The organism is Streptomyces peucetius (assembly GCF_025854275.1).
GTDB lineage: Bacteria > Actinomycetota > Actinomycetes > Streptomycetales > Streptomycetaceae > Streptomyces > Streptomyces peucetius_A.
Window position 1 is genome coordinate 2,338,880 of the sequence record NZ_CP107567.1, and the last position, 23,651, is coordinate 2,362,530.

22 protein-coding genes and 1 pseudogene are annotated in these 23,651 nt (G+C 71.4%); 10 read left to right on the forward strand and 13 right to left on the reverse strand.

Annotated elements, in window-relative coordinates; genetic code table 11:
* Positions 1–278: 278 nt before the first annotated feature.
* Positions 279–1,292, reverse strand: a complete 1,014-nt coding sequence (locus OGH68_RS10775) for an aldo/keto reductase (protein ID WP_264243156.1) — start codon at positions 1,290–1,292, stop codon at positions 279–281.
* Between the two features lie 7 nt (positions 1,293–1,299).
* Complete coding sequence (locus OGH68_RS10780) at positions 1,300–1,755, reverse strand: MerR family transcriptional regulator (protein ID WP_264243157.1); 456 nt, start codon at positions 1,753–1,755, stop codon at positions 1,300–1,302.
* Positions 1,756–1,842: 87 nt separating this feature from the next.
* On the opposite strand from OGH68_RS10780, the gene OGH68_RS10785 reads away from it, so the two are divergent.
* Both OGH68_RS10785 and OGH68_RS10790 read left to right on the forward strand, forming a co-directional pair.
* Positions 1,843–2,328 (forward strand): GNAT family N-acetyltransferase, encoded by a 486-nt coding sequence (locus OGH68_RS10785; protein WP_264243158.1) that lies wholly within the window; start codon positions 1,843–1,845, stop codon positions 2,326–2,328.
* 20 nt (positions 2,329–2,348) lie between these two features.
* A complete protein-coding gene (locus tag OGH68_RS10790) occupies positions 2,349–3,164 on the forward strand; it encodes a serine hydrolase domain-containing protein (protein ID WP_264243159.1) in 816 nt (271 codons plus the stop codon).
* On the opposite strand, the gene OGH68_RS10795 is transcribed toward OGH68_RS10790, so the two are convergent.
* From OGH68_RS10795 to OGH68_RS10815, 5 genes are all read right to left on the reverse strand, one after another.
* The gene (locus OGH68_RS10795) at positions 3,161–3,802 is read right to left on the reverse strand and encodes a hypothetical protein (RefSeq protein WP_264243160.1); all 642 of its coding nucleotides are present in this window, start codon (positions 3,800–3,802) and stop codon (positions 3,161–3,163) included. The genes OGH68_RS10790 and OGH68_RS10795 overlap by 4 nt on opposite strands.
* A complete protein-coding gene (locus tag OGH68_RS10800; RefSeq protein WP_264243161.1) occupies positions 3,799–5,277 on the reverse strand; it encodes a sensor histidine kinase in 1,479 nt (492 codons plus the stop codon). The genes OGH68_RS10795 and OGH68_RS10800 overlap by 4 nt, the downstream gene beginning before the upstream one ends.
* Positions 5,274–5,957 carry a response regulator transcription factor gene (locus tag OGH68_RS10805; RefSeq protein WP_264243162.1) on the reverse strand — a complete coding sequence of 228 codons (684 nt, stop codon included), beginning with the start codon at positions 5,955–5,957 and terminating at the stop codon, positions 5,274–5,276. Before OGH68_RS10805 ends, OGH68_RS10800 begins: the two co-directional genes overlap by 4 nt.
* A 44-nt stretch (positions 5,958–6,001) precedes the next feature.
* On the reverse strand, positions 6,002–7,585 hold the full coding sequence (gene murJ / locus OGH68_RS10810; RefSeq protein WP_413471101.1) for a murein biosynthesis integral membrane protein MurJ: 1,584 nt from the start codon (positions 7,583–7,585) through the stop codon (positions 6,002–6,004).
* Between the two features lie 83 nt (positions 7,586–7,668).
* Entirely contained in the window at positions 7,669–8,841 is a 1,173-nt protein-coding gene (locus OGH68_RS10815; protein ID WP_413470964.1) for a lipid II:glycine glycyltransferase FemX, read from the reverse strand.
* Positions 8,842–9,027: 186 nt separating this feature from the next.
* On the opposite strand from OGH68_RS10815, the gene OGH68_RS10820 reads away from it, so the two are divergent.
* Positions 9,028–10,218, forward strand: a complete 1,191-nt coding sequence (locus tag OGH68_RS10820; protein ID WP_264243164.1) for a L,D-transpeptidase — start codon at positions 9,028–9,030, stop codon at positions 10,216–10,218.
* Between the two features lie 42 nt (positions 10,219–10,260).
* On the opposite strand, the gene OGH68_RS10825 is transcribed toward OGH68_RS10820, so the two are convergent.
* From OGH68_RS10825 to OGH68_RS10835, 3 genes are all read right to left on the reverse strand, one after another.
* Complete coding sequence (locus OGH68_RS10825; protein WP_264243165.1) at positions 10,261–10,419, reverse strand: hypothetical protein; 159 nt, start codon at positions 10,417–10,419, stop codon at positions 10,261–10,263.
* Positions 10,420–10,463: 44 nt separating this feature from the next.
* Complete coding sequence (locus OGH68_RS10830; RefSeq protein WP_264243166.1) at positions 10,464–11,198, reverse strand: hyaluronoglucosaminidase; 735 nt, start codon at positions 11,196–11,198, stop codon at positions 10,464–10,466.
* A 93-nt stretch (positions 11,199–11,291) separates the two neighbouring features.
* On the reverse strand, positions 11,292–11,594 hold the full coding sequence (locus OGH68_RS10835; protein ID WP_264243167.1) for an ATP-binding protein: 303 nt from the start codon (positions 11,592–11,594) through the stop codon (positions 11,292–11,294).
* Between OGH68_RS10835 and OGH68_RS10840 the strand changes: the two are divergent.
* A pseudogene (locus OGH68_RS10840) lies at positions 11,581–11,685 on the forward strand (XRE family transcriptional regulator); the annotation flags it as partial. The gene OGH68_RS10835 and the pseudogene OGH68_RS10840 sit on opposite strands and share 14 nt — an antisense overlap.
* Before the next feature lie 224 nt (positions 11,686–11,909).
* Here OGH68_RS10840 and OGH68_RS10845 read toward each other — a convergent pair.
* Positions 11,910–16,157 (reverse strand): ricin-type beta-trefoil lectin domain protein, encoded by a 4,248-nt coding sequence (locus tag OGH68_RS10845; RefSeq protein ID WP_264243168.1) that lies wholly within the window; start codon positions 16,155–16,157, stop codon positions 11,910–11,912.
* A gap of 477 nt (positions 16,158–16,634) precedes the next feature.
* On the opposite strand from OGH68_RS10845, the gene OGH68_RS10850 reads away from it, so the two are divergent.
* Positions 16,635–17,357, forward strand: coding sequence for a VOC family protein (locus OGH68_RS10850; RefSeq protein WP_264243169.1), 723 nt, complete (start codon positions 16,635–16,637; stop codon positions 17,355–17,357).
* 95 nt (positions 17,358–17,452) lie between these two features.
* Here OGH68_RS10850 and OGH68_RS10855 read toward each other — a convergent pair whose 3' ends face one another.
* Positions 17,453–18,139, reverse strand: coding sequence for a TetR/AcrR family transcriptional regulator (locus tag OGH68_RS10855; RefSeq protein WP_264243170.1), 687 nt, complete (start codon positions 18,137–18,139; stop codon positions 17,453–17,455).
* A 91-nt stretch (positions 18,140–18,230) separates the two neighbouring features.
* Here OGH68_RS10855 and OGH68_RS10860 point away from each other — a divergent pair, with 91 nt between their 5' ends.
* Both OGH68_RS10860 and OGH68_RS10865 read left to right on the forward strand, forming a co-directional pair.
* A complete protein-coding gene (locus OGH68_RS10860) occupies positions 18,231–18,947 on the forward strand; it encodes an NAD(P)-dependent oxidoreductase (protein ID WP_264243171.1) in 717 nt (238 codons plus the stop codon).
* Between the two features lie 190 nt (positions 18,948–19,137).
* Positions 19,138–19,446 carry an SMI1/KNR4 family protein gene (locus OGH68_RS10865; RefSeq protein WP_264243173.1) on the forward strand — a complete coding sequence of 103 codons (309 nt, stop codon included), beginning with the start codon at positions 19,138–19,140 and terminating at the stop codon, positions 19,444–19,446.
* 147 nt (positions 19,447–19,593) lie between these two features.
* Here the strand turns inward: OGH68_RS10865 and OGH68_RS10870 are convergent, their stop codons facing one another.
* Positions 19,594–20,253 (reverse strand): pirin family protein, encoded by a 660-nt coding sequence (locus tag OGH68_RS10870; protein WP_264243174.1) that lies wholly within the window; start codon positions 20,251–20,253, stop codon positions 19,594–19,596.
* A 93-nt stretch (positions 20,254–20,346) separates the two neighbouring features.
* Here OGH68_RS10870 and OGH68_RS10875 point away from each other — a divergent pair, with 93 nt between their 5' ends.
* The 3 genes from OGH68_RS10875 to OGH68_RS10885 all read left to right on the forward strand — a co-directional run bounded on the left by OGH68_RS10875 (position 20,347) and on the right by OGH68_RS10885 (position 23,586).
* On the forward strand, positions 20,347–21,531 hold the full coding sequence (locus tag OGH68_RS10875) for a PucR family transcriptional regulator (RefSeq protein ID WP_264243175.1): 1,185 nt from the start codon (positions 20,347–20,349) through the stop codon (positions 21,529–21,531).
* 89 nt (positions 21,532–21,620) lie between these two features.
* Positions 21,621–22,538, forward strand: coding sequence for an ACP S-malonyltransferase (locus OGH68_RS10880; RefSeq protein ID WP_264243176.1), 918 nt, complete (start codon positions 21,621–21,623; stop codon positions 22,536–22,538).
* Positions 22,539–22,554: 16 nt separating this feature from the next.
* Positions 22,555–23,586 (forward strand): ketoacyl-ACP synthase III, encoded by a 1,032-nt coding sequence (locus OGH68_RS10885; RefSeq protein ID WP_264243177.1) that lies wholly within the window; start codon positions 22,555–22,557, stop codon positions 23,584–23,586.
* Positions 23,587–23,651 lie beyond the last annotated feature (65 nt).

Consider the following 23,651-nt stretch of genomic DNA (forward strand, 5'->3'; position numbering starts at 1 on the left):
GCCCTTCCCGAACCGGGCTCTGCCCGGACCCGTACCGCGCTGCGCGCGGTGTCCTCAATCGCCGGACGGGCTGGATTTCGCTCCGCGAAATCAGCCTCGCTGGGGGTACTCCCCCTGCGCCTGGCGGCGTGGGAGGTACTCCCACGCCGCCAGGCGCAGGGGGAGTTTGCGGCGCGGGGTTCGGTGGGGGTCCCCCAGGGCCGCCAGGCCCAGGGGGAGGAGCCCCCGGTTCGGGAAGGGGCGGGGTGGGGTGGGGAAACGCGTCCCACGGGTGGGAGCTACTCGCGGACCGTCGACGTCGACGACATGTCCGGGTAGCGGTCGCCCGCGACCCGCCCCGCGATCGGCTCCAGCGTCGCCAGCTCACCGTCCGTCAGGACGACCCGTGTCGCCGCCAGATTCTCCCGCAGCCGCGTCACCTTCCGCGTGCCCGGGATCGGGACGACCGTCAGCCCGTGGACGCCGGCCCGCTGCTGGACCCACGCCAGGGCAACCTGCGCCGCCGTCGCGCCGTGCGCTGCCGCGATCTTGTGGACGGGCTCCAGGAGCGCCGCGTTCGCCCGGGCGTTCTCGCCCGTGAAGCGGGGCTGGTACCGGCGGAAGTCGCTCTCGGACAGGTCCTTGGCCGCGTCGGTGAACGCGCCCGTCAAAAAGCCGCGGCCGAGCGGCGAGTACGGCACCAGCGCGACGCCTAGTTCCACCGCCGCGCCGACCGCGCTGCGTTCCACGTCGCGGCTGAAGAGGGACCACTCCGACTGCAGGGCCGCGATGGGGTGCACGGCATGCGCCTCGCGCAGTTCCGCGCCCGTCACCTCGCTCAGACCCAGGTGCTTGACGAGTCCTCGCTCGACGAGTTCCGCCATCGCGCCGACGGACTCGGCGAGGGGCACGGCCGGGTCGCGGCGGTGCATGTAGTAGAGGTCGACGACGTCGACGCCGAGCCGACGCAGGCTGCCCTCCACTGCCCGGCGGATGTACGCGGGGTCGTTGCGCACACCCCGGTAGTGCGGGTCGTCGGTCCGCTCGATGGCGAACTTGGTGGCGAGTGTGATCTCGTCCCGGTGCGCTCGGACGAACGGCGCGAGGAACTCCTCGTTGGCGCCCCGCCCGTACACGTCGGCGGTGTCGAAGAGGGTGACGCCCTCCGCGAGCGCGACCTCCAGCGTCTCGCGTGCCGCGGCCTCGTCGGTGTCGCCGTAGAACTCGCTCATGCCCATGCAGCCGAGGCCCTGTACCCCGACGAGCGGGCCTTCCGTGCCGAGGCGCACCTGTGCGATCTTGCTGTTGCTCATCAGGGTTTCAGGCCCTCTCCGGCGCCCGGCGGGCGTCCGCATAGAATTCGATCTTGTGGTCCAGCACCGCGAGGGTGTCCTGGAGTTCGGCGATCCGGTCGAGCACGTCGCGCCGGGTGCGCTGCAGCAGTTCGGCGCGCGCCTCGAAGGTGTGCTCGCCCTCGCGGACCAGCTCGGCGTATCTGACCATGTCGGCGACGGGCATCCCGGTCAGCCGCAGTTTGCCGACGAAGCCGAGCCAGTCGAGGTCGCGGTTGCTGAACCGCCGCTGGCCGGTGTGCGACCGGTCGACGTGCGGCATCAGACCGATCCGCTCGTACCAGCGCAGGGTGTGGGCGCTGAGCCCGGTGAAGGCGGCGACCTCGCTGATCGTGTAGCGGTCCTGTCCTTCGGGGCGCGGGTGGGCGCGGGGAGCGGCCTTGCAGAGATCGGTCCTGGCCGAACTGCTCTCGATCACCGTCATGCGTTCCACGCTAAAACGTTGGAGTGCACTCCAAGCAAGCTCTATCGGCTGGCTTTTCCGCAGAGCCCGGAATTAGCCTGACCGATCATGAGCATCTCCCGCCGCGCCACCCCCGCCGACGCCGAAGAACTGGTCCGCCTGCGCAAGGTCATGGCGGATTCCGTCGCCGGGCCGAACCCCGACCTCAGCTGGCAGCCCGCCGCGGTGGCGACCTTGCGCGACCGTCTCGGGGACCCGGCCGGCAGTCTGACGGCGTACGTGGTCGACCGGCCGGCCGCAGGGCCCGGCGCCGGGCCCGCCGGGCTCGCCGCGTGTGCGGTCGGCACCATCGAGTACCGGCTCGGCAGCCCGGGGAACCCGGAGGGCACCTGCGGCTATGTGTTCAGCGTCGCCACGGACGAGGACATGCGCCGCCAAGGCCACTCGCGCGCGTGCCTGGAGGGACTGCTCGGCTGGTTCCGTGAGCGTGGCGTCCGCAGGATCGATCTGCGGGCCTCCCCGGAGGGCGAGCCGCTGTACACGTCCCTGGGCTTCGTCCGCACCCCCGACCCGGCGATGCGGCTGCGCCTCTAGCACCGTTTAGGCTCGTAGCCATGCAGAGCCTGGCGTTGATCGAGAACTGGCCGGTACCGACCGCGGCGGCCGCCGTCGTACGAGCGGACGGCACGGTCGCCGGTTCGTACGGCCCGGCGGATCACCGCTTCCCCCTGGCCTCCGTCACCAAGCCGCTCGCCGCCTACGCGGCGCTCGTCGCGTACGAGGAGGGGGCCGTCGAGCTGGACGAACCGGCGGGGCCGGAGGGCTCCACGGTGCGGCACCTGCTCGCCCACACCTCCGGTCTGGCCTTCGACGAGCACCGCGCCACGGCGGCGCCGGGCACCCGCCGGCTGTACTCGAACGCGGGCTTCGAGGTGCTCGGCGACCACATCGCCAAGGCGACCGACATCCCGTTCGCCGAATATCTCCACCAGGCCGTGCTGGAGCCGCTCGGCATGACCGCGACGACGCTCGACGGCTCCCCCGCCAAGGACGGCGTCTCGACGGTCGCCGATCTGGTCCGCTTCGCCGCCGAGGTGCAGGCGCCGCGGCTGCTGGACGGGCGTACGGTCCTCGACGCGATGTCCGTCGTGCACCCGGGCCTGTCCGGGATACTGCCGGGCTACGGCAACCAGAAGCCCAACGACTGGGGCCTCGGCTTCGAGATCCGCGACTCCAAGTCGCCGCACTGGACGGGTGCTTCGTCCTCACCCCGCACGTTCGGCCACTTCGGCCAGTCGGGCACCTTCCTGTGGATCGACCCGGACGCCCGTGCCGCGTGCGTGGCGCTCACCGACCGGGACTTCGGCCCGTGGGCGATCGAGGCGTGGCCGCGGTTCACGGACGCGGTGCTGGCGGAGCTGCGCGGCTAGGGGCTCTCGTCGGCGGGCTGCGGTCCGGATCCGGCGGACGGTCCGTTGCCGCCCGCCGGGCTGCTCGCGGCCGGCACGGTGGTCGGGCGCGGCAGGCGGCCGAGGTCGATGTCGGCGTCGCAGACCGCCTGCTCGAGCACCGTGTCGGTGCCCCGCAGGCGTACCGGCGTGCGGCCCTCGGTGTCCTCGGTGAACGCGACCGTGCAGACCAGCTGCCGCACCGCCAGGTGGTCGAGGTCGCCGAGGACGATCGGCAGCGTCACCTCCACGCCGCCCTGCGGGTCCGGCACGACCCGGACGAGGCCGCCTCGGGGCAGTTCGGGCAGGCCGTCGGTGAGTCCGGCCGTGCGCTCGTTCTCGACGGGCCCGGCGAACAGCGCCGTGACGGTTTCGGGGGTCGACGCGCCGGGCGACTCCGGCGACTCGGGCGACTCGAACCCGCTGTCCAGGAAGCGGATCACGGGCATCAGTTCCCCGTCCGGCGAGCGGAAGAAGAGCACCAGCCCGTTCGAGCTCACCGGGAACACCTGGACGGTGGCGGGCCCGCCCGCTGCGATGACGTCCGTCTCCGGGACGCCGCAGCCGCCGAGCAGCAGCGCGGCGAGGCCCGCGAGGACCGCCACCGGGTGTCGTCTCATGCCGTCGCCTCCAACCCGCGCAGGGGCATCTCGACGGTGAAGACCGTGCCGGCGCCGTCGGGGCCGTTCGCGGCGCGGAGGGTGCCGCCGTGCAGCCGGACGTTCTCCAGGGTGATGGCCAGCCCCAGGCCGCTGCCGGCCGATCGGGTGCGGGCCGCGTCGGCCTTGTAGAAGCGGTCGAAGATGTGCGGGAGCACGTCGGGCCGGATGCCGGGCCCGCGGTCGGCGACCTCGGTCACCAGCAGGGCCGTCCCGTCCGGCGCGGCGGCGGTGCGCAGCCGTACGGTGACGGGCGCGTCGCCGTGCCGCAGCGCGTTGCCCACCAGGTTGGCGACGACGATGTCGAAGCGGCGCGGGTCGAGGCGGGCCCGGATGCCGTCCGGCAGGTCGGCGCCGACCAGGTCGGTCCAGCGCCGGTGCTCCAGCGTCTTGCGTATGGTCTCCGCCGTGTCGACCTCGTCGGTGTTGAGTTCGGCGGCACGTGCGTCGAAGCGGGAGATCTCCATCAGGTCCTCCACGAGCACCGCGAGCTTGCCGGTCTCCGCGCTGATCAGCCGGACCGCACGCGCGGTGTCGGCGTCGAGGCGGTCCGCGTCCTCGTCGAGGACCTCCGTGACGGCGAGCATCCCGGCGAGCGGGGTGCGCAGTTCGTGCGAGACGTCGGACGCGAAGCGGCGGGCGCGCGCCTCCGCCTGCCGGAGCTCGTCCACGGAACGCTCGAGCTCGCCGGCCGACTCGTTGAACGTACGGGCGAGGTCGGCGAGTTCGTCACTTCCTCTGACCTGGATACGGGCGTCGAGCCGGCCGCTGCCCATGGAGCGGGCGGCCTTGCGCAGCTCGCGGACCGGACGCAGCACGCTGCGCGCGGCGATCAGGGCCGGCACCAGCGCGACGGCGAGGCCGGGCAGGGCGCCGTCCCTGGCGGCGGCGACCAGCGCCTCGACGTTCGCCCGCTCCTCTGACATCGGCATCACCGCGAACAGGACGAGCCCGGTCGGCAGGACTCCGTTCGCACCGACCTTGAACACGACGGGCATACCGATGGTCAGGTACGGCACTCCGCCCTTGACGACCCGCTCGAAACTGCCGTGCGGATTCGACTTGGCCCGGCGGCGCAGTTCGGGCGTGATCACGGTGGAGGTGGGCTGGTCCGCGGAGGAGACGCGAACCGAGCCGTACTCGGCGTAGACGTACCACGGGTGCGGTTTGCCCTTGCGGGCGATGCCGCGCAGCGCCTCCGGCAGTTGGGCCGGATCCACGGGCAGGACGAGCCCGAGCTGCTGCACCTGCTCACGGAACGAGGCGACAGCGGTGTCCTGCGCAGTGCCGAGGACCGCGTTGCGGGCCTCGCGGAACGTGAGCGCGGCGGTCGTGCCGGCACTGACGGCGGCCACCAGCAGGAACGCGAGGACGAGCCGGGTGCGCAGCCCGAAGGGACGGCGGCGCCGCTCGCCGGCGGCCCCGCGGAGCCTCACAGCGGTCCGAAGCGGTAACCGAAGCCCCGCAGGGTCTGTATGTAGCGCGGACTGCCCGGAGTGTCCTCGATCTTGTTGCGCAGCCGCCGTACGCACGCGTCGACGAGCCGTGCGTCGCCGTGGTAGCTGTGCTCCCACACGTGCTCCAGCAGCTGCTGCCGGCTGAAGACCTGCTCCGGTGCGGCGGTCAGGTGCAGAAGGAGTTTCATCTCGGAGGGCGCGAGGGCGAGGCGTTCGCCGTTCTTGGCGACGGTGAGCCCGGCCCGGTCGACGGCGAGTTCGCCGTGGAACTCGACGGCGGGCCGGCCGCTCCCGGGCTCCTCGATCCTGCGCAGTACGGCGCGGATGCGCGCCTCGATGACCTCGGTACGGGCCGGTTTGACGATGTAGTCGTCGGCACCCGCCTCGAGGCCGATGACGACGTCGAAGTCGTCGCCGCGTGCGGTGAGCATGATGATCGGCAGCTGGCTGTTCTCGCGTACCCGGTGGCACACCTGCACGCCGTTCATGCCGGGCAGCATCAGGTCGAGCAGCAGCAGATCGGGACGGAACTCGCTCAGCGCGGCGAGTCCGGCCTCACCGGTGGCGGCGGTCCGCACTTCGTGGCCGCGGCGGCGCAGGCCGAGTTCGACGCCCTCGCGCACGGAGGGGTCGTCTTCGATGAGGAGCACGCGAGGCATGTGCGCAGTATCCCCTGGAGGTCTGAGGCGGATGGTCGGCCGGGTCAGGAACGGCGGCGCAATCGAGCGGTCGCGCCGCCGACGAGGGCCTGCACCTCGGTGAGCCGCAGGGGCCGGGCGAGGAGCACGAAGACGGCGGCGATCACCAGTGCCCCGGCCGCGGCCGCCGCGGCGGCCCCGCCGGGCGCGGCCCAGCGTGCGGCGGCGTACCCGATCAGCGTCGCCGGGACGGCGGCGAGCAGCAGCCGGGCCTGCGCGGCGGCCGTGGCGGAACGCCACACTCCGGGTGCTCGTGCGTTCCGCGCCGCGAGGCGGCGGTTCAGCACGAGCGCGGTGACGGCCCAGCCCGCGAAGAGCGCCAGCGAGTACGCGCCGGCGATACCCGTCACCGCCCAGCGCGCAGGCAGCAGCACGTACGCGGTGACGGACAGGCCCGCGTTGAGGCCCGCGATCACCAGGTTGAGAAGGAAGGGGGTGCGGGTGTCGGACAGCGCGTAGAAGGTGCGGGAGAGGACGTACTGCCCGCTGAAGGCGATCAGTCCGGGCGCGAAGGCCATCAGCGTGCCCGCCATGACGGCGACGTGTTCCGCGTCCGTCTCGCCGTACTGGAAGACGAGCGCCATCACCGGCTGTGCGAGGGCGAACAGCACGCACGCCGCCGGGACGACGGCCGCCGCGCTGTTGCGCAGCGCGTACGACACGTCGTGCCGTATCCCGGCGGTGTCGGCGTCGGCGGCCGCCTCGCTCATCCGGGGCATCAGGGCGGTCATCAGCGACACGGTGATGATGCCGTGCGGAACGGCCCACAGCAGATAGGCGTTGTTGTACGCGCTGAAGCCGGCGCCGCCGTCGACGCCGTCCGCCTCGGCGTGCAGGCCCGCCGCCGTGGCGAGCCGGGTCGTCACCCAGTACGCCGCCTGGTTGGTGAGCACCAGCAGCACCAGCCATCCGGCGTTCCGCAGCGGGCGGGTGAGGCCGCTGCCGCGCCAGTCGAAGCGGGGGTGGTAGCGGAAGCGGGCCGCGCGCAGCGAGGGCAGCAGAGCGAGGGCCTGGACGGCGATGCCGGCGGAGGTGCCCCAGCCGAGCAGCGCGGTCTCGGCGGCGGTGAGCGAGCCGCCGTCGCCGGTGGCGAGGTAGAGGCCGAACACGGCGACGACGACGACGTTGTTGAGGACGGGAGTCCACATCATCGCGCCGAACCGGCCCCGGGCGTTGAGTACCTGGCCGAGCAGCGTGAACAGCCCGAGGAAGAAGATCTGCGGCAGGCAGTAGCGGGCGAACGCGACCGTCATGGCGGTCTGCCCGGGCGGGTAGTCGGTGTACGCGTCGATGATCGCGGGCGCCGCCCAGACCGCGCCGGCGGTGAGCACGAGCAGGGCGAGGACGCAGACGGTGAGCAGCCGGTCGGTGTACGCGGCGCCGCCGTCCCGGTGCTCCTTGGCGGCCTTGACGAGCTCGGGCACGAAGACGGCGTTGAGCGCGCCGCCGAGCAGCAGCATGTAGACGATGGTGGGTACGGAGTTGCCGACGGCGTACCCGTCGGCAACCGCGCCGACCCCGATCGCGGCGGCGACGACTGCGGACCGCACGAACCCCGTCGCCCGCGACACGACGGACCCGGCGGCCATGACGGCCCCGCTGCGCAGCACGGACGGTCCCCGCGGCGGTGACGTCTCGCCGGAGGGTGTGACCGTCGTGGTGGGTCCCGGCGTCACCGGCGTGCCAGATACGTCTGGAACGCGCGGTACAGCGCGTGGTTGGCCGTGCCGTCCAAAGGTCTCTCCCATTCCCCCAGCGTCTCGACGACCTCGCCTCCGGTGCCGAGCTTCCAGCGCAGCAGCCCGTACGGGCGGTCGTCGGGGTCGAGGGTGGAGGGTACTCCCCTCATGTCGTAGACGTCGGCGCCGAGCGCGTGGGCGTCGAGCAGCATGCGCCACTGCAGCAGGTTCGAGGGGCGGACCTCGCGGCGGTGGTCGGCGGAGGCGCCCGTCTGGTACCAGACGCGGCGGCCCACGTGGATCATGGTGTGGGCGGCGAGGACCTCGCCGCCGTGGCGGGCGAGGTAGAGCTTCATCCGGCCGTGTTCCTCGGCGTTGAGCGCCGCGTACTGACGCTCGTAGTACTCCAGCGACCGGCCCAGCCGGAAACCGTCGCGCTCCTCCGTGATCCTCAGCAGCCGGTAGAACTCGGGCAGTTCCGCCGCGCTGCCGACCACCACCTCGACCCCGGACTTCTTCGCGCGCCGCACATTGCGCCGCCACTCCTGGTTGAGCCCGGACCACAGGTCGTCCGGGGTGCGGCCGGTGAGCGGGACCTGGAAGACGTGCCGCGGCTGCGCGTCCCCGTCCTCCTCGCCGCCGCACCGCTGCCAGCCGCGGGCCCGCAGCCGTTCGGCGACGGCCGTGCCCAGCGGGTCCACCTCGCTCGCGAGGACGTCCGCCAGCCGCCGCCCCGGCCCGGCCGCCGACTTGAGCCGGGCCGCGCTCCAGCGGCGGTACGCGGGCGAGGGCCCGATCCGTACGGCGAACGCCCCGGCCGCGCGCAGATGACGCAGCAGCGGGCCGAGCCAGCCGTCGATGGCCGGGTCTGCCCAGTCGGCGACCGGCCCTTCCGGCAGGTAGGCGAAGTACTTGCGTGTTCCCGGCAGTTGCCGCAGCAGCACCAGCGCGACACCCGACAGTCTTCCGGCCTCCGGGTCCGGCCCCCAGCCGACGAGCCGGCCGCGCCAGCCGTCCTTGACCTGCGCCCAGGACGGACACTGCAGGAATCCGGCACCGAGTGCCGCACCGTCGCCGGACTCGAGGAACCGGCGGTAGGCGGCAGCGGTGATGACCGCCGGCGGTCTTTCCTGGCCGCGGTCGGCCGTCGCGAGCAGCGCAGACACGGGGGAGCCTCTCTCTGGGGAACGCCGAGGATGCTCACAGCCGCCCGTGACCGCTGCGCGCGGCGAATGTGACCGGACGATGACCGTTCCCCTTCAGTCGCTGTCACATCGCCGCAGCGCCGCTCACCTGCGTTTTCCCGGTTCTACAGTCGCCTGCACAACCACTACTCGTGACGGGGGAATCCGTTGAGCCACATACGTGTGCGCATCGCGGCGGTCGCGGTGCTGCTGGCGCCGCTCGCCGCCTGTTCGTCCGGAACCGGCGCCGGAGGCCGGGCGCCGGAGGCGGACGCGGGGACGCGTGCGGCGGAGGACCGCCCCGCGACCGTGACCGTGTCGCCGAAGGGCAAGGGCGTACGGGCCGGCGAACCGGTCAAGGTCACCGCGACCGGCGGCACGATCACCTCGGTCACCGTCACGGACGCCGATGGCCGCACCCTCGCGGGCAAGGTCGCTGCCGGCGGGACGAGTTGGGTCTCGGAGCGCAGGGCGGTCCCCGGCACCTCGTACACGGTCACGGCGCTGACGACCACGAAGGCCGGCACCAACAGCACCACGAGTTCCGCGTTCACCACCGCCGAGGCCGACAAGGTCAACAAGGTCGACTGGCGGCCCGGCGCGAACTCGGTCGTCGGCATCGCCCAGCCCGTCTCCCTGGTCTTCGACCACCCGGTCACCGACAAGGCCGCCGTCGAGCGGCAGTTGAAGCTCACCACCTCGAACGGCACCGAGGGGGCGTGGGCCTGGCTGGAGGACTATTCCGGCCGCGACAGGATCGACTGGCGGCCCAAGGAGTACTGGAAGCCCGGCACGAAGGTCACCCTCGACGCCGAGCTGAACGGCACCGACTCGGGCGACGGGGGCTGGTTCGTCCGCGACTACTCGACCACGTTCACGGTCGGCACGGCTCAGGTCGTCGAGGTCGACCTCGACCGCAAGCAGCTCACCCTGGAACGTGACGGGCGGGCGGTCCGTACGATCCCGGTCTCCGGCGGCACCCCCGGCGGCGACAAGCGCTCCTGGCGCGGCACGGCGGTGCTGATGGCCAAGGAGGGCACGATCAACATGAACTCCGAGACCGTCGGCCTCGGCGACGCCTACGACAAGATGGTCGACAAGTCGATGCGGCTGACCTGGTCGGGGATGTACGCGCACGCCGCGCCGTGGAACGACAAGTGGTTCGGCAGGGCCAACATGAGCTCCGGCTGCATCGGCATGAGCGACGCGAACGCCGCCTGGTTCTACGACCAGGTGCGTCCCGGCGACCCGTTCGAGATCAAGGGCAAGGACACCAAGGGCGTCGTCGCGCCGGGCAACGGCTTCGGAGCGTGGAACGTCCCGTGGGCGGACTGGCAGGCCAAGAGCGCGCTGCGCTGACGCCGGAGGTGCGGGCCGCGCCGGAAGGCGCGGTCCGCCTGCTCAGACCGTGGCGTCCGCCGGTTCCTCCGCCTGTTCCGTCAGGCGGGCACGCAACACGGCGTTCTCCGCCTCCAGGATCGCGATGCGCTTACGCGCGAAGTACAGCTCCGTGACCGCGTCGCGGAACTCCGCGACCAGTTCCTCGGGGGTCAACTCCATGGGGGTGCGTCCTCTCGGGGCATGCGTGCGTGTGTGCCTGCGGCTCAGGCGGGAGCGATGGTGGTGACCGTGTTGTCGGAGCCGCGCCACTTCAGGGCACCGTTCTCGGCGTACAGCACGCCGCCGCCGCGCGAGTCGACGCCCACGGGCGCGGACGCCACGTCCACGACCCGTACCAGTCCCTCGACCATCAACGCGGAGTCGGTGCCCGGCTGCTGGACGACGTGGAGCTGCGACCAGGGGTTGCTCCCCACGCCCATGCCGATGCCGACCCGCCCGCTGCCTTTGACGACGAAGTCGTCACGCGCGTTGTTGCGCAGGCAGATGAGGTTGCCGGTGGTGGGGCCGTTGCCCGCCTTCAGGAAGATGCCCTGGGCGGCCGTCCCCGCCGTCAGCAGGTCGATCGAGAGAGCGGACGCCTTTGCGTCCGAGCCGTCCGCGTGCCCCGTGTGCGAGATCTTCAGCGTGCCGTGCGCCTTCTCCGTGCCACTCAGATACATGGCCGAGTCACCCGGGTTCTTCGATGTGACGTTCAGGGCCACACCGCTGCCGGACGTCGCCGCCTGGTAGGCCGTCACCGCGTGCTCGGTCGTCGACGTCGTCTTGAAGAAGGCGGAATTGACGGTGGACTCCGTCCTGAAGCTCTCCGCCACCACCGGCCCGTCGAACGTCGTGGTCGGGCCCTCCGCGGCCGCCGCCGGCGTCGCGGCGGCGCCCGCCGCCACGGTCACCGCCCCCGCGGTGAACCCTCCCAGGAACAACCTCCGTGACACGGACATCTGTACGCCTTTCTCCCGAGTTGTGCGCGCCTTCTCCCGGCGCACCCGGCAGAAGGACCATGACAAGGCCCGTTTGGTTGTAGCAACCGAGCGTCACGAGCCGTCCTCGGTCTTGGACCGGCACTCGAACCACACGGTCTTGCCCTGTCCGCCGGGGCGCGCCTCCCCACACCACGCGTCGGTGACCGCGTCCATTAGCAGCAACCCACGACCGCCGTCGGCCAGTTCGTCGCGGTCAGGCATTCGCGGAAGGACCGGGTGGCCGTCCGACACCTCCACCCGTACACCTGCGGGCCGGAACTCGATCAGCGTGCGGCAGTGGCGGCCGGGCACATGCCCCACGACGTTCGCGACCAGCTCGGTCAGCGCCGGCTCGGCGGCGTCGGCGCTCGGCACGGACGGCGTCTTCTCACGCCTGGTGGGCCTGGTCCTGCGAAGCCAACTACCCAACTGGTTCCGGCCGTACGCGGAGATGGAGGCGAAGGCGGGAGGAGCACGCGCGGGCGGTGCTGTCTGCGGACAAGCCCCGTGGAGGACCTCCGTCTCACCTCCTCGTGCGCGCATTCGGCGGCGATCGCGGCTCGCATGCACCAGGCCCGGCGTGGTCGGATCACGACGGGAGGGCGGGCAACCGGTCGTCGATGTGGTCGTCGCTGTAACCGAGCTGTTCGCCGATGGCCTTGTAGCGTGCGCGCCGGGCCTCGGTGATCGTCACTTCACACGCATTCGGTCTCCCGCGCGCAGGTCGGAGACCGTGATCCAACCGCGGTCGACGACGAAGAACCGGTGGCCGGTCGTACTGCTCAGCACTCCGCCGGCCACGTTGATGTCCACAAGGCGTTCAGCGTTGTGACGGAAGGTGTCCGTCACCTTCTCCGCCCGCACTTGCCCGGTCTCGGGATCGGCAGCCATGACAAGGTCACCCTCGCGCACGTCGCGGATCGCTCTGTGCGACCTGTCCGCCATGAGGACCTGTGTATTGCCAGGGAAGCTGTTGATCCTGCACGAGGAGACCACGTCCTCGTAGGCGTTGACCGTGTCCCCGAGCTTGGCCAGCGTCGCCGGGTCCACGTCCAGGGCCTTCAGGGCCTTGAACGCGTCGGTGACGCCGACGCCGGTCTTCATGGCGGCGTCCAGGGCCCGGATTCCTTCGGCGATCTTGGCGAAGGCCTTGCCGGGGATGAAGTTGGACGCGGCCCAGGCGCAGCCGCTGGCGCTGCCGTGCCAGCAGTCGACGAAGTCCTGGACCAGGACCGCCTTCAACAGCTGGTACACGACGGTCTGCTGGATGAGTTCCAGCTTGGTGAAGTACCGGGTGGCCTCCTTCTTCAGGCCCGTGAGGTGCTGGGTGTCCAGAAGCAGCGTGGCTTCCGACGGGCAGCCGGACGCCGTGGCCGGCACGTCCGAGTCGGTGCACAGGAAGAACTCGACCGTGGCGCTGAACGTCACGTCGAAGGTGACGGTGCAGCCCTCGAAGCCGATCTCGATGACGCAGTCGTTCAGTTGCTTGGCGCCGGTGACCTTGACGCTGTCCTCGTCGACGACGTACCAGGTGCCGCCGATGCCGGTGCCGGCTCCGGTCGAGATCTGCTGGTTGGCCGCCTTGCGCTCGGCTGATTCCGCTGCTTGCTGGGCGGATTCGGCGTACTTCTGAGCGTCCTTCGCCGCTCGTTCGGCCGCGGTGGCGGCGGCGTCGGCGCGGGTGGCCGCGGCGCGGGCGTCCTTGGCGGCCTGTTCGGCCGTGGCCGCGGCCTCGCGGGCGGCCTGGGCGTCGAGCGCGGCCGCGTCGGCAGATGCGCGGGCGTCGGCGGCGTAGCCCTCGGCGCGGCCGGCTGCCTGGTCGGCGGCAGCGGCGTCCGCGGTGGCCTTGCGGTCGTACTCGATGGTGCGGGCCAGTGACGCCGCGGCCTTGGACGCCGCTGTGGCGGCGCCGGCAGCGTGGCCGAGGGCCTCCTTGGAGTAGGTACGGGCACGGGCCGCGTGGCCGGCGGCGTTCGCGGCGTGCTGGTAGGCGATCTTCACGTCACCCTGAGCCTGGGCGGCGAGGTCCTTGGCTGCGGCTGCTTCGGCCTGGGCGTTCTTGGCGTGGGCGTCGGCGACGGCCTTCTGCTGCTCGGCGATCGACTTCGACGCCTGTCCGGTCAGCACGACCAGGCTCGCGGCCGAGTCGGTGGTGACGTACGGGGAGCCGAGCTGGATGGCGTCGTTGGCGGGCTTGGCGACCTGCGCGGCCGCGTTCCCGGCGTCGACGGCGGCCTGGGCTGTGACGTGGGCGAAGCCCGCGGCCTTCGCCGCTGCCGCCAGTGCCTTGCCGGCCTCCTTGTTCGCCGTATCGGCGTGGGCCTTGGCGGCCTTCGCCTCCTTCTCCGCCTCGTCGGCCAGCTTGACCGCCGCCGCGGCTTCCGCGGAGGCGTGCTCTGAAGCGTCGATGGCGTCCGCGGCCGCGCTGGTCGCGGTCCGCACCGCGGCGTCCGCCTTCAGCTTCGCCGCCTGCGCCGCATCCGCGTCGGAACGGGCCCGCTTGGCTGCCGCCTCCGCGCGGGTGGCCGCGGCGTCCGCGTCGGCCGCCGCCTGGGTCGCGGCGTTCGCGGCCGTACGAGCCCGCCCGGCGGCCGCCTCGGCGTCGTCCGCGTGTGCCGCGGCCGCGTCGGCCGCCGCCCGGGACTCCTTGGCGTTCGCGTCGGACTCGTGGGCCTGTGCGAACGCCTCCTTGGCCGCGGCCTTCGCGCGCGCGGCGTTAGCCTTCTGCTCGGCGTCCCACGCGTCGTCCCGCAGGTCGCGCGCCTTGTCACGCGCCTTCTCCGCCGCGTTCTTCTTCGCGACGGCCGTACCTTCGGCCGACTCCGCCTTCTCCTTGGCCGACTGCGCCTTCGACGCCTCGGCCTCGGCGGTCCTGCGGTGCTGCGCTGCCTCGGCCTGCTTGGCCGCCGCGGTCGCCTTCTCCGCCTTGGCCGTCTTCTCCTCGGCTTCGGCCGCGAGCCGCTTGGCATGCGCCTTGGCGGCAGCCGCCTTCGCGTCGGCTTCCGCCTTCAGCGTGACGGCGAGCTTCGCCTCCGCCGTCTCCTTGTCCTTCTTGGCGTTGTCCCGGTGCAGCTTGGCCGCGTCCGCTGCTGCCTTCGCCTGCAACTCGGCCTTGTGCGCGGCCTCCTTGCGGAACTCGGCGTTGACCTGCGCGGCCTGAGCCAGCGCACGCTGCGCGATGGTCTTGCTGTCACCGGCGGCGGCACGGGTGGCGGCCTCGGCGGTCGCGCCTGCCTTCACCATCGCCGTCAGCGCGGCCACCGAGCCCTTGGTGACCTGCGCCTTCTGCTGACCGACCAGAAGACCACGGCCCCGCGGCGCACCAGCGGCATCCACGATCCCGTACGCGGCCTGCTCGGCGGCGTCCGACGTGCCGGCCGACTTCTTGGCGCTCTCCAGCTGGGTCTTGAGCACGGCCAGGTGCTTCTTCGCCGCCGCCTGGGCGGCGGTGATGCTCTTCTTCGCCCGGTCGAACTGCGCCTTCTCCGGGTACGAAAGGCTGTCGGTGCCCTTGTGGCCGGACGGCTTGATCAGGAACTTCTGCGCACTCGCGTCCGTGCAGTCCCACAGCCGCGCGTCCGTGCTCTTGGTGAAGGCGCGCAGATCCAGGCACTTGCCCGTGGAGACGCTCTTCAGGGGCGAGGTCGCGCGGACGTCGCCCTTCCACGACTGGCCCTTGGACTTGTAGCAGTCCGAGATCTGGATCTTCGTGCCGTTCGCCGACGCGTTCCCCGCCACGTCCAGGCACTTCTGCGAGCCGACGTTGCGCAGGTGAAGGTCGTCCTCGCTGCCCTCGAGCGTCCACTGCTGCGCAGCACTGTTGTTGCACGTGTAGATCTGGACCGGCGTACCGTTGACCTTGCCGCCACCCGCGACATCGAGGCAGCTGCCCTTCGCGCCAGGCACCTGGATCGTCACGTAGCTGTCGCCGATCCAGCCCACACCGCCGGGTGACCAGTAGTCCTGCCAGCGGGTGTGGTAGTCCGCGAGCCACGACTGGCCGACGATCTGCCCCAGGGTGTACGTGCCGTCCTGCAAGGCCTTCGTGGCGGTGGCACTGGAAGCGAGGATCTGCTGGCGCTGCGTTGCCTGCGCGGCGATCTCCTGCTGCCACTCGGCGGACGCCTGCGCCACCTCCTTGCCGAGGCCCCGGTTCGGGTCGATCGGATCGTGCCACGCACACGACGCGAAGCGGGACTTCAGGTCCTCGACCGCGATGCGGAACTCCGGCGTGCCCGGGGCCGGTGCCGTCCGCGGGAAGCCACCCGAGGCGAGGAAGATCCGCGCGTCATCGGCGAACACCCGGGGAACGAAAAACTGATTGGGCTCGACCTTCCCGGAGTTCTTCTTCCACAGCTTCCACGCCTCCTGTTCCTTCGGCGTCCCTCCGGTGGTGTACAGCGGGTCACCGATCGCGAGCGCGGCGGCCTTCGTCTTGTCGTCAGCCGTGGGCGACGGGTCCCAGAACGGGTTGAGGACCCCCTCCACCGCATTGAAGTACGACTGCCACAGCCACGGCAACAGCCCGATCCGGTCGTAGATCTTGTTCGCGTCACGCGGTTCGCCGGGGTAGGACTCCAGGCCACTTGTGGCACTCGACCACGCGTACCCCTGCTTCTGGACCTTGTCGACCCACTGGTCCGTACGCGCGCTGTCCGCCCTGTAGGCCGTATGCAACGGGGTCTTGTCGCTGAAGATGTCCCGTTCGAGCTTCTTGTGAAGCTGGTCTGGCGGCAGCGCGATGGCTTCCTGCGCGAGGGCGAACATGCTGGGTCCGCCCGTACGCAGGGCTTCCCCGGCCAGGCACTGGTCCTCGCGCAGCCGTTCAGCCGCTTTGGCGTCATAGCCGTCGTACGAATCACCCACGGTGGCCATGCGCGGTTCGGCGTCCCCGCCGGACTGGCCGGGCTGAACAGCCAGGCCACCGAGCACAGCCAAGGCGGTGACGGATGTGACGGCAGAGGTGAACGTCGCGGATATGCGGGATCTGGGGTTGAACAACCCCGGTCTGAGACGCAAAGGATCATCCTTTGTAAACGGGCGAGGGCAGGCAGGGGAACCGCCCCGAGAGGCGGTGGCGAAACGCGCGGATCAGCCCTCTGATCCGGCGCGGGAACAGGGGCAGCGGGCAGCAGCCACCAGAGCGGCGTTCACGGTGAGCACGTATCGCGGCATGACGAACCGTCCCTCCCCCATGGCGGCACCGTTCCCCCGGCCGCCGAATGACGTACGCGCGTCACGGCCGGGTGGTCTACTGGCAGGACTGAACTCCAGGGGCGAGCAGACGGAGGCCACGTCCGTAATCGACTCGCCCGAGAGCCCGGCCGCGGCCACGATGGCCGCAATCGACCGCGACACGACGCCCGGCAGTTCGTGGGGACAGCGGTCACTCGGCGGATCGGAAATGTACAGGTAATGACGTCACAACTGTTCGCGGTGTGCTTCGATGCGAGCCGGCCGCTGGATCTCGCGGGGTTCTGGTCCGGGTTCCTGGGGTGGGAGACGGCCGACGACCCGCACGACGGCGTCACGCTCCTGCCCAGTGATGACACCGGGTTCCGGATCCGTTTCCTTCCGGCCCAGGAGCAGAAGGCCGGTCAGAACCGGATGCACTTCGATCTGACGAGTACCTCCCTGGAGGACCAGCAGCAGACGGTGGACAGGGCGCTGGATCTCGGCGCGCGGCACATCGACATCGGCCAACGCCCGGAAGAGGGCCATGTGGTGCTCGCCGACCCCGAAGGCAACGAGTTCTGTGTCATCGAGCCCGGCAACAAGTTCCTCGCCGACTGTGGCTTCATCGGAGCACTGGCCTGCGACGGTTCGCAGGAGGTCGGTTACTTCTGGAGCGAAGCGCTGGGTTGGCCGCTGGTGTGGGACCAGGACCAGGAGACCGCGATCCGCTCGCCGCTCGGTGGTCCGAAGATCACCTGGGGCGGTCCACCGCTGATGCCGAGGACAGGCAAGGACCGGCTGAGTTTCGAGGTCGCTCCACCGGTCCACGGTGACCGGCAGGCAGAGGTCGACCGTCTGCTCTCCCTGGGGGCGAACCGAGTCGACACCGGCCGGGGCGGGGCCGGCCGGATGACGATGGCCGACCCCGACGGCAACGAGTTCTGCGTGCTGACACCCCGGTAGCGCGGCCGGGCCCGGCCGCCGAGTCCACCGTCCGCGCCATGGACCACGTGCAGTTCATCCGGCTCACCGGAGGACGCGGTCTGTCTCCACGCGCTTCACCGACCGCCCCCGCCCTCGTCCGGGCGGAGGGCGTCGAGGATGAGGGTGAGGCCGAAGGTGAACTCGTCGGCGTAGTCGTAGCCGGGCTTGAGGGCGTGTTCGGTGACGAGTTCTGCGAGGTGGGGGTAGGCGTCGGCGGGCATCTCGCGCATGATGGCGCCCGCGACCTCGTCCAGCTCCGCCTGGCCGCTGAACGGCAGGCTCAGTTCCTGCATCACGAAGCCGTACAGGTAGCTGTCGATCAGCGAGAAGGCGTGCGCGGCCATCGGGACGGAGAACCCCCCGCCGCGCAACGCGCCGAGGACGGCGTCGTGGTGGCGCAGGGTCGCCGGGCCCGGCCGTGAGCGGGAGTCCATCAGGGCGACGGCCCACGGATGGCGCCGGAGCGCGGCGCGGGCGGATTCCGCGCGGTGGCGCATGGCGCTCTTCCAGTCCCTGTCGAGCGGCGGCAGGTCGATCTCGCCGAACACCGCGTCCACCATGCCGTCGAGGATGTCCTCCCTGCCCGCGACGTGGTGGTAGAGCGACATCGCCTCGACACCCAGCGGTTCGGCGACGGCCCGCATCGTGAGCGCGGCCGAGCCCTTCTCGTCCGCCACCGCCACCGCCGCGCGGATCACGCGCTCGCGACTGAGCGGGGTACGCGCCGACGCCCTGCGCCGGCCCTTGCCTCCCTCGCGCATTCGCCCCTCCTTTCCACCCCTTGACTGCCTTACAGCATAAGGCTAGCGTACCTTACAACATAAGGTCGACATTCCGGCGAAGGGCTGCGCCATGGGCACGGATCGCGTGAAGAAGGTCTGCATCGTCGGAGCTTCGGGGAAGCTCGGGCAGTACATGGTCCGGCACGCGCTGGACCGCGGCTACGAGGTGGTCGGCGTGTGCCGGGAGCGCAGCGTGCAGAAGCTGGCCGGGTTCGAGGGCCGGATGACCGTCGTCCCCGGGGACACGAACGACCCGGAAGTGATCCGGCGGGCCGTCGAGGGGTGCCACGGAGTGCTGACCGTACTGGTGCCCTGGGGTGTGCGGCAGTACGCGTCGGGCACGGCGCAGGCGGTGCTCGACCACGCACGGCCCGGCGCGCGCCTGGTCTTCTCCTGCGGCTGGCACATCACACGCGACGGCAAGGACACCTACTCGTGGACGTTCAGGGCCGCCGTCCGGGTCGCCGCGTGGCTGGGCAAGCTCGTCCGCGCCGTCGAGATCGACGACCAGGTGGAGGCGTGCCGCCGGGTGTTCGCCAGTGACACCCGGTGGACCGTGGTGCGCGGAAGCAGCCTGGAGGAGGGCGAGAGCCAGGGCCTGCCCGTGTGGAGCCGGCACGTGGGCGACCCGGTACTGGCCGGCAACCTGACGCGCCGCGTGGACTTCGCACTGTTCATGGTGGAGGCGCTCACCGACGACGCCCTCGTCCAGGAGGCCCCGGCGATCGTCGGCCGCCTCACCCCCGGCGCCCTCGCCCACGCGGGCGTCCGCGACGACCACCCCTGACCAGTCGCCGCGGCGCCGGCGGCCGGTGTTCGTCGACGGAATGCGGTTGGTCCTGTCGGCAGACGGCCCGCAGCCCGCTGGGGCGTACGGACGTTACTCTTCCACCGGCAGGACTGACACCCTCGGCAGCCGGCCGGCCACCACTCCCCCGGCCCCGCGCGAGCCGGCGGACCGGCCCTAGGGTCGCCGCATGACACACGCGCACACCCTCAGGGACGCGGTCGCGGCGGTCGGCGACGCCGACGGGGCCATGCGGTTCGTCACGTGGTTCACGACGCGATGGACCCGTCCGCCGGCCCGGGGTGACGAGTTCGGGCCGGAGGAGATCGCTGCGGCCGAGCAGCGTCTCGGCCTGCGGCTTCCGGGCGCCCTGGCGAGGCTCTACGAGCGGGTGGGGCGCCATGAACCGACGAACCGGCAGGATCGACTGCTGTCTCCCGACCGGTTGGTGACCGACGACGGCGTGCTGGTCTTCCGGGTCGAGAACCAGCACTGGTGACCAGGCTGCTGACGGTCACGTTGCCCTGGCTGTCGCAGAAGTGCGACGTGCAGTCGCCGCTCGTCTCGTCGTAAAGCCCGGGGGCCGCGATCACTACCTCCGACGTCTACGAGTGGCATGCTCACCCGTCCCCACCGGCGACAGGGCCTACCCGGCGGCCATCTCCCACAGCAGCACTTCCGCCGTCCCCCGTGCTCGCAGCTCCAGCCCCTGCGCGTCCGTGATCCGCGCCGCGTCCCCCGGCCCCAACTCGTCGTCGGGCAGAGCCACCTCACCCCTCACCACGTGCACGTACACGAACGGCGCGTCCGGCACCGCCGTCCGCTCGCCCGCCGCGAGACGTCGCGCGTGCAGCATCGCGGCCGCCTCCGGGAGGGCGTACGGCGTCGAGTCGGCGATGCCGCGCACGATCTCGTACGACGGCTCCCCGCCCGGCTCCAGCGGGGCGAGCCACATCTGTACGAAGACCAGGGGGACGTCCGCGTCGTTGCGTTCCACGTGCCGCACCCCGCCCGCCGAGCTGAGGCGCTGGACGTCGCCGGGGCGGACGACGGTGGCGTGGCCGGCCGAGTCGCGGTGGGTGAGTTCGCCCTCGACGACCCAGGTGACGATCTCGGTGTGGCTGTGCGGATGCTCGTCGAACCCGGCGCCGGGCGCGAGCCGCTCCTCGTTGCAGGCGAGTATCGCGCCGAAGCGCAGGTTGTCCGGGTCGTAGTGCCGCCCGAAGGAGAACGCGTGCAGGGACTCGATGCCGGCCGCGAGGTCGCCGCCGCTGTAGCGCTCGCCGGCGCGCCGAACGGATATCACGCCTCCACGTTAGCGGGGAGGGAGCACGTCCCGTCGCGGTGAACAAGAACCCCGGGATACGGACCGCCCGTCCCGATAAGGCACTCTTGTCCCGTGCCCGAACCTGCAGCGAACTCCTCCCACCCGCACTCCGCGACCCTGCGCCGCCTCGAGCAGTCGTCCGGCCGGCTCGCGGCGAACGCCATCGCCCGCATGGACGAGTCACTGCCCTGGTACCGGGCGATGCCACCGGAGAACCGGTCGTGGATCGGGCTGGTCGCCCAGGCCGGTATCGCCGCGTTCACCGAGTGGTTCCGGCACCCGGAGACCCCGCAGGCGATCTCGACCGACGTCTTCGGCACCGCCCCGCGCGAGCTGACCCGGGCGATCACCCTGCGGCAGACCGTCGAGATGGTGCGCACCACCATCGAGGTCATGGAGACGGCGATCGAGGAGGTCGCCGCACCCGGCGACGAGTCCGTGCTGCGCGAGGCGCTGCTCGTCTACGCCCGGGAGATCGCCTTCGCCACCGCCCAGGTGTACGCGCAGGCCGCCGAGGCACGCGGCGCGTGGGACGCCCGCCTCGAGTCGCTCGTCGTGAACGCGGTGCTGTCGGGCGAGGCCGACGAGGGCGCGGTGTCGCGGGCCGCCGCGCTCGGCTGGAACTCGCCGGAGCATGTGTGCGTGATTCTCGGCACAGCGCCGGACGGCGACAGCGAGCTGACCGTCGAGGCGATCCGCCGCGCCGCCCGGCACGCCAAGCTGCAGGTGCTGACGGGGGTGCTCGGCAACCGTCTCGTCGTCATCGCCGGCGGCAGCGACAATCCGCTCCAGGTCGCCAAGGCCCTCATCGGCCCGTACGCGGCGGGGCCGGTCGTAGCCGGACCGATCGTGCCCGACCTGCTGGCCGCGACACGGTCCGCGCAGGCCGCCGCGGCGGGGCTGAAGGCGTGTTCGGCGTGGCAGGACGCGCCGCGGCCGGTGCTGGCGGACGATCTGCTGCCGGAGCGCGCCATCGCCTCCGACCCTGCGGCGCGTGAACAGTTGGTGGAGGAGATCTACAGACCACTGGAGGAGGCGGGCTCGGCTCTTCTGGAAACTCTGAGTGTCTATCTGGAGCAGGCGAGCAGCCTGGAAGGCGCGGCGCGAATGCTCTTCGTTCACCCCAACACCGTGCGCTACCGGCTGCGACGTGTGACAGACGTCACCGGATGGTCACCTTCCGATGTACGCTCCGCCTTCACGCTGCGAATCGCCCTGATCCTCGGGCGCCTGGCCGACGGGGATGCACAGCCCTAGACTTTTGTGGGACACCAACAATTCCCCCGACGGTTCTTCGTCCCTGTCCTCACGGGCGTGCCGGGCCGTCCACAAGAGAGAGTGTGAGGGTGCTCGTACTCGTCGCTCCCGGCCAAGGCGCTCAGACGCCCGGCTTCCTGACTCCCTGGCTCGACCTCCCCGGCGCCGCCGACCGCATCGCGGCCTGGTCCGACGCCATCGGGCTCGACCTTGCCCACTACGGCACCAAGGCCGACGCGGACGAGATCCGCGACACGGCCGTCGCCCAGCCGCTGCTCGTCGCCGCCGGACTGCTGTCCGCGTCGGCGCTCGGTGAGGTGGCTCCCGGCGCGGTCGCCGGCCACAGCGTCGGCGAGATCACGGCCGCCGCGTTCGCCGGTGTCGTCGACGACACTGCCGCGCTGAAGCTCGTACGGGCGCGGGGGCTGGCGATGGCCGAGGCCGCCGCGGTCACCGAGACCGGCATGGCGGCCGTCCTCGGCGGCGAGGCCGACACGGTCGTCGCCCATCTCGAGAAGCTCGGCCTGACCCCGGCGAACGTGAACGGCGCCGGTCAGATCGTCGCCGCCGGTACCGCGGAGCAGCTCGCCGCGCTCGCGGAGGACAAGCCGGAAGGCGTCCGGCGGGTCATGCCGCTGCAGGTCGCCGGCGCGTTCCACACGCACCACATGGCGCCCGCCGTCGCGAAGCTCGAGGAGGCCGCGAAGGCCCTCGACGCCTCGGACCCGGCCGTCCCGTACGTTTCGAACAAGGACGGGCAGATCGTCGCCGACGGCGCCGACGTCATCTCCCGTCTGGTCGGTCAGGTCGCCAACCCGGTCCGCTGGGACCTGTGCATGGAGACCTTCAAGGAGCGGGGCGTCACCGCCCTCATCGAGGTCTGCCCCGGCGGCACGCTCACCGGCCTGGCCAAGCGCGCGCTTCCGGGTGTGCGGACGCTGGCGCTGAAGACTCCCGACGACCTCGATGCGGCCCGCACGCTCGTCGCCGAGCTTTCAGCAGCCTGACAAGGAGCCGTAGAGCATGTCGAAGATCAAGCCCAGCAAGGGCGCCCCGTACGCACGGATCCTGGGGGTCGGCGGCTACCGTCCCACCCGGGTCGTGCCCAACGAGGTGATCCTCGAGAAGATCGACTCCTCCGACGAGTGGATCCGCTCCCGCTCCGGCATCGCGACCCGCCACTGGGCCTCGCCCGAGGAGACCGTGACCGCGATGTCGGTCGAGGCCTCCGGGAAGGCGATCGCCGAGGCCGGGATCACCGCGGAGCAGATCGACGCCGTCGTCGTCTCCACCGTGTCCCACTTCAAGCAGACCCCGGCCGTGGCCACCGAGATCGCCGACAAGGTCGGTGCCGGCAAGCCGGCCGCGTTCGACATCTCCGCCGGGTGCGCGGGCTTCGGCTACGGGCTGACCCTCGCCAAGGGCATGGTCGTCGAGGGCTCGGCCGAGTACGTCCTCGTCATCGGCGTCGAGCGGCTGAGCGACCTGACCGACCTGGAGGACCGTGCGACGGCCTTCCTGTTCGGCGACGGCGCCGGCGCGGTCGTCGTCGGCCCCTCCGAGGAACCGCACATCGGTCCCACGGTCTGGGGTTCGGAGGGCGACAAGTCCGAGACGATCAAGCAGACCGTGCCGTGGAACGACTTCCACCTCGGCGATGTCTCGAAGCTGCCGCTCAACGAGCGCGGCGAGGTCAAGTTCCCCGCCATCACGCAGGAGGGCCAGGCGGTGTTCCGCTGGGCCGTCTTCGAGATGGCGAAGGTCGCCCAGCAGGCGCTCGACGCCGCCGGAATCACCGCGGCCGACCTGGACGTCTTCATCCCGCACCAGGCCAACATGCGGATCATCGACTCGATGGTGAAGACGCTGAAGCTGCCGGAGCACGTCACGGTCGCCCGTGACGTCGAGACCACCGGCAACACCTCGGCCGCCTCGATCCCGCTCGCGATGGAGCGGCTCCTGGCGACCGGACAGGCGAAGAGCGGCGACACCGCGCTCGTCATCGGCTTCGGGGCGGGTCTCGTCTACGCCGCGACGGTCGTTACCCTCCCCTAGGCACCGTACGGATCTTCCGGACGGCTACTGCCACACCCTCTGATAACCACCGAAGGAGCGCCACC

Coding starts and splice junctions, on each gene's coding strand:
- OGH68_RS10775 (WP_264243156.1), bottom strand. CDS start 1,292: ATGAGCAACAGCAAGATCGCACAGGTGCGCCTCGGCACGGAAGGCCCG.
- OGH68_RS10780 (WP_264243157.1), bottom strand. CDS start 1,755: ATGACGGTGATCGAGAGCAGTTCGGCCAGGACCGATCTCTGCAAGGCC.
- OGH68_RS10785 (WP_264243158.1), top strand. CDS start 1,843: ATGAGCATCTCCCGCCGCGCCACCCCCGCCGACGCCGAAGAACTGGTC.
- OGH68_RS10790 (WP_264243159.1), top strand. CDS start 2,349: ATGCAGAGCCTGGCGTTGATCGAGAACTGGCCGGTACCGACCGCGGCG.
- OGH68_RS10795 (WP_264243160.1), bottom strand. CDS start 3,802: ATGAGACGACACCCGGTGGCGGTCCTCGCGGGCCTCGCCGCGCTGCTG.
- OGH68_RS10805 (WP_264243162.1), bottom strand. CDS start 5,957: ATGCCTCGCGTGCTCCTCATCGAAGACGACCCCTCCGTGCGCGAGGGC.
- murJ (WP_413471101.1), bottom strand. CDS start 7,585: ATGGCCGCCGGGTCCGTCGTGTCGCGGGCGACGGGGTTCGTGCGGTCC.
- OGH68_RS10825 (WP_264243165.1), bottom strand. CDS start 10,419: ATGGAGTTGACCCCCGAGGAACTGGTCGCGGAGTTCCGCGACGCGGTC.
- OGH68_RS10830 (WP_264243166.1), bottom strand. CDS start 11,198: ATGTCCGTGTCACGGAGGTTGTTCCTGGGAGGGTTCACCGCGGGGGCG.
- OGH68_RS10850 (WP_264243169.1), top strand. CDS start 16,635: ATGACGTCACAACTGTTCGCGGTGTGCTTCGATGCGAGCCGGCCGCTG.
- OGH68_RS10855 (WP_264243170.1), bottom strand. CDS start 18,139: ATGCGCGAGGGAGGCAAGGGCCGGCGCAGGGCGTCGGCGCGTACCCCG.
- OGH68_RS10860 (WP_264243171.1), top strand. CDS start 18,231: ATGGGCACGGATCGCGTGAAGAAGGTCTGCATCGTCGGAGCTTCGGGG.
- OGH68_RS10865 (WP_264243173.1), top strand. CDS start 19,138: ATGACACACGCGCACACCCTCAGGGACGCGGTCGCGGCGGTCGGCGAC.
- OGH68_RS10885 (WP_264243177.1), top strand. CDS start 22,555: ATGTCGAAGATCAAGCCCAGCAAGGGCGCCCCGTACGCACGGATCCTG.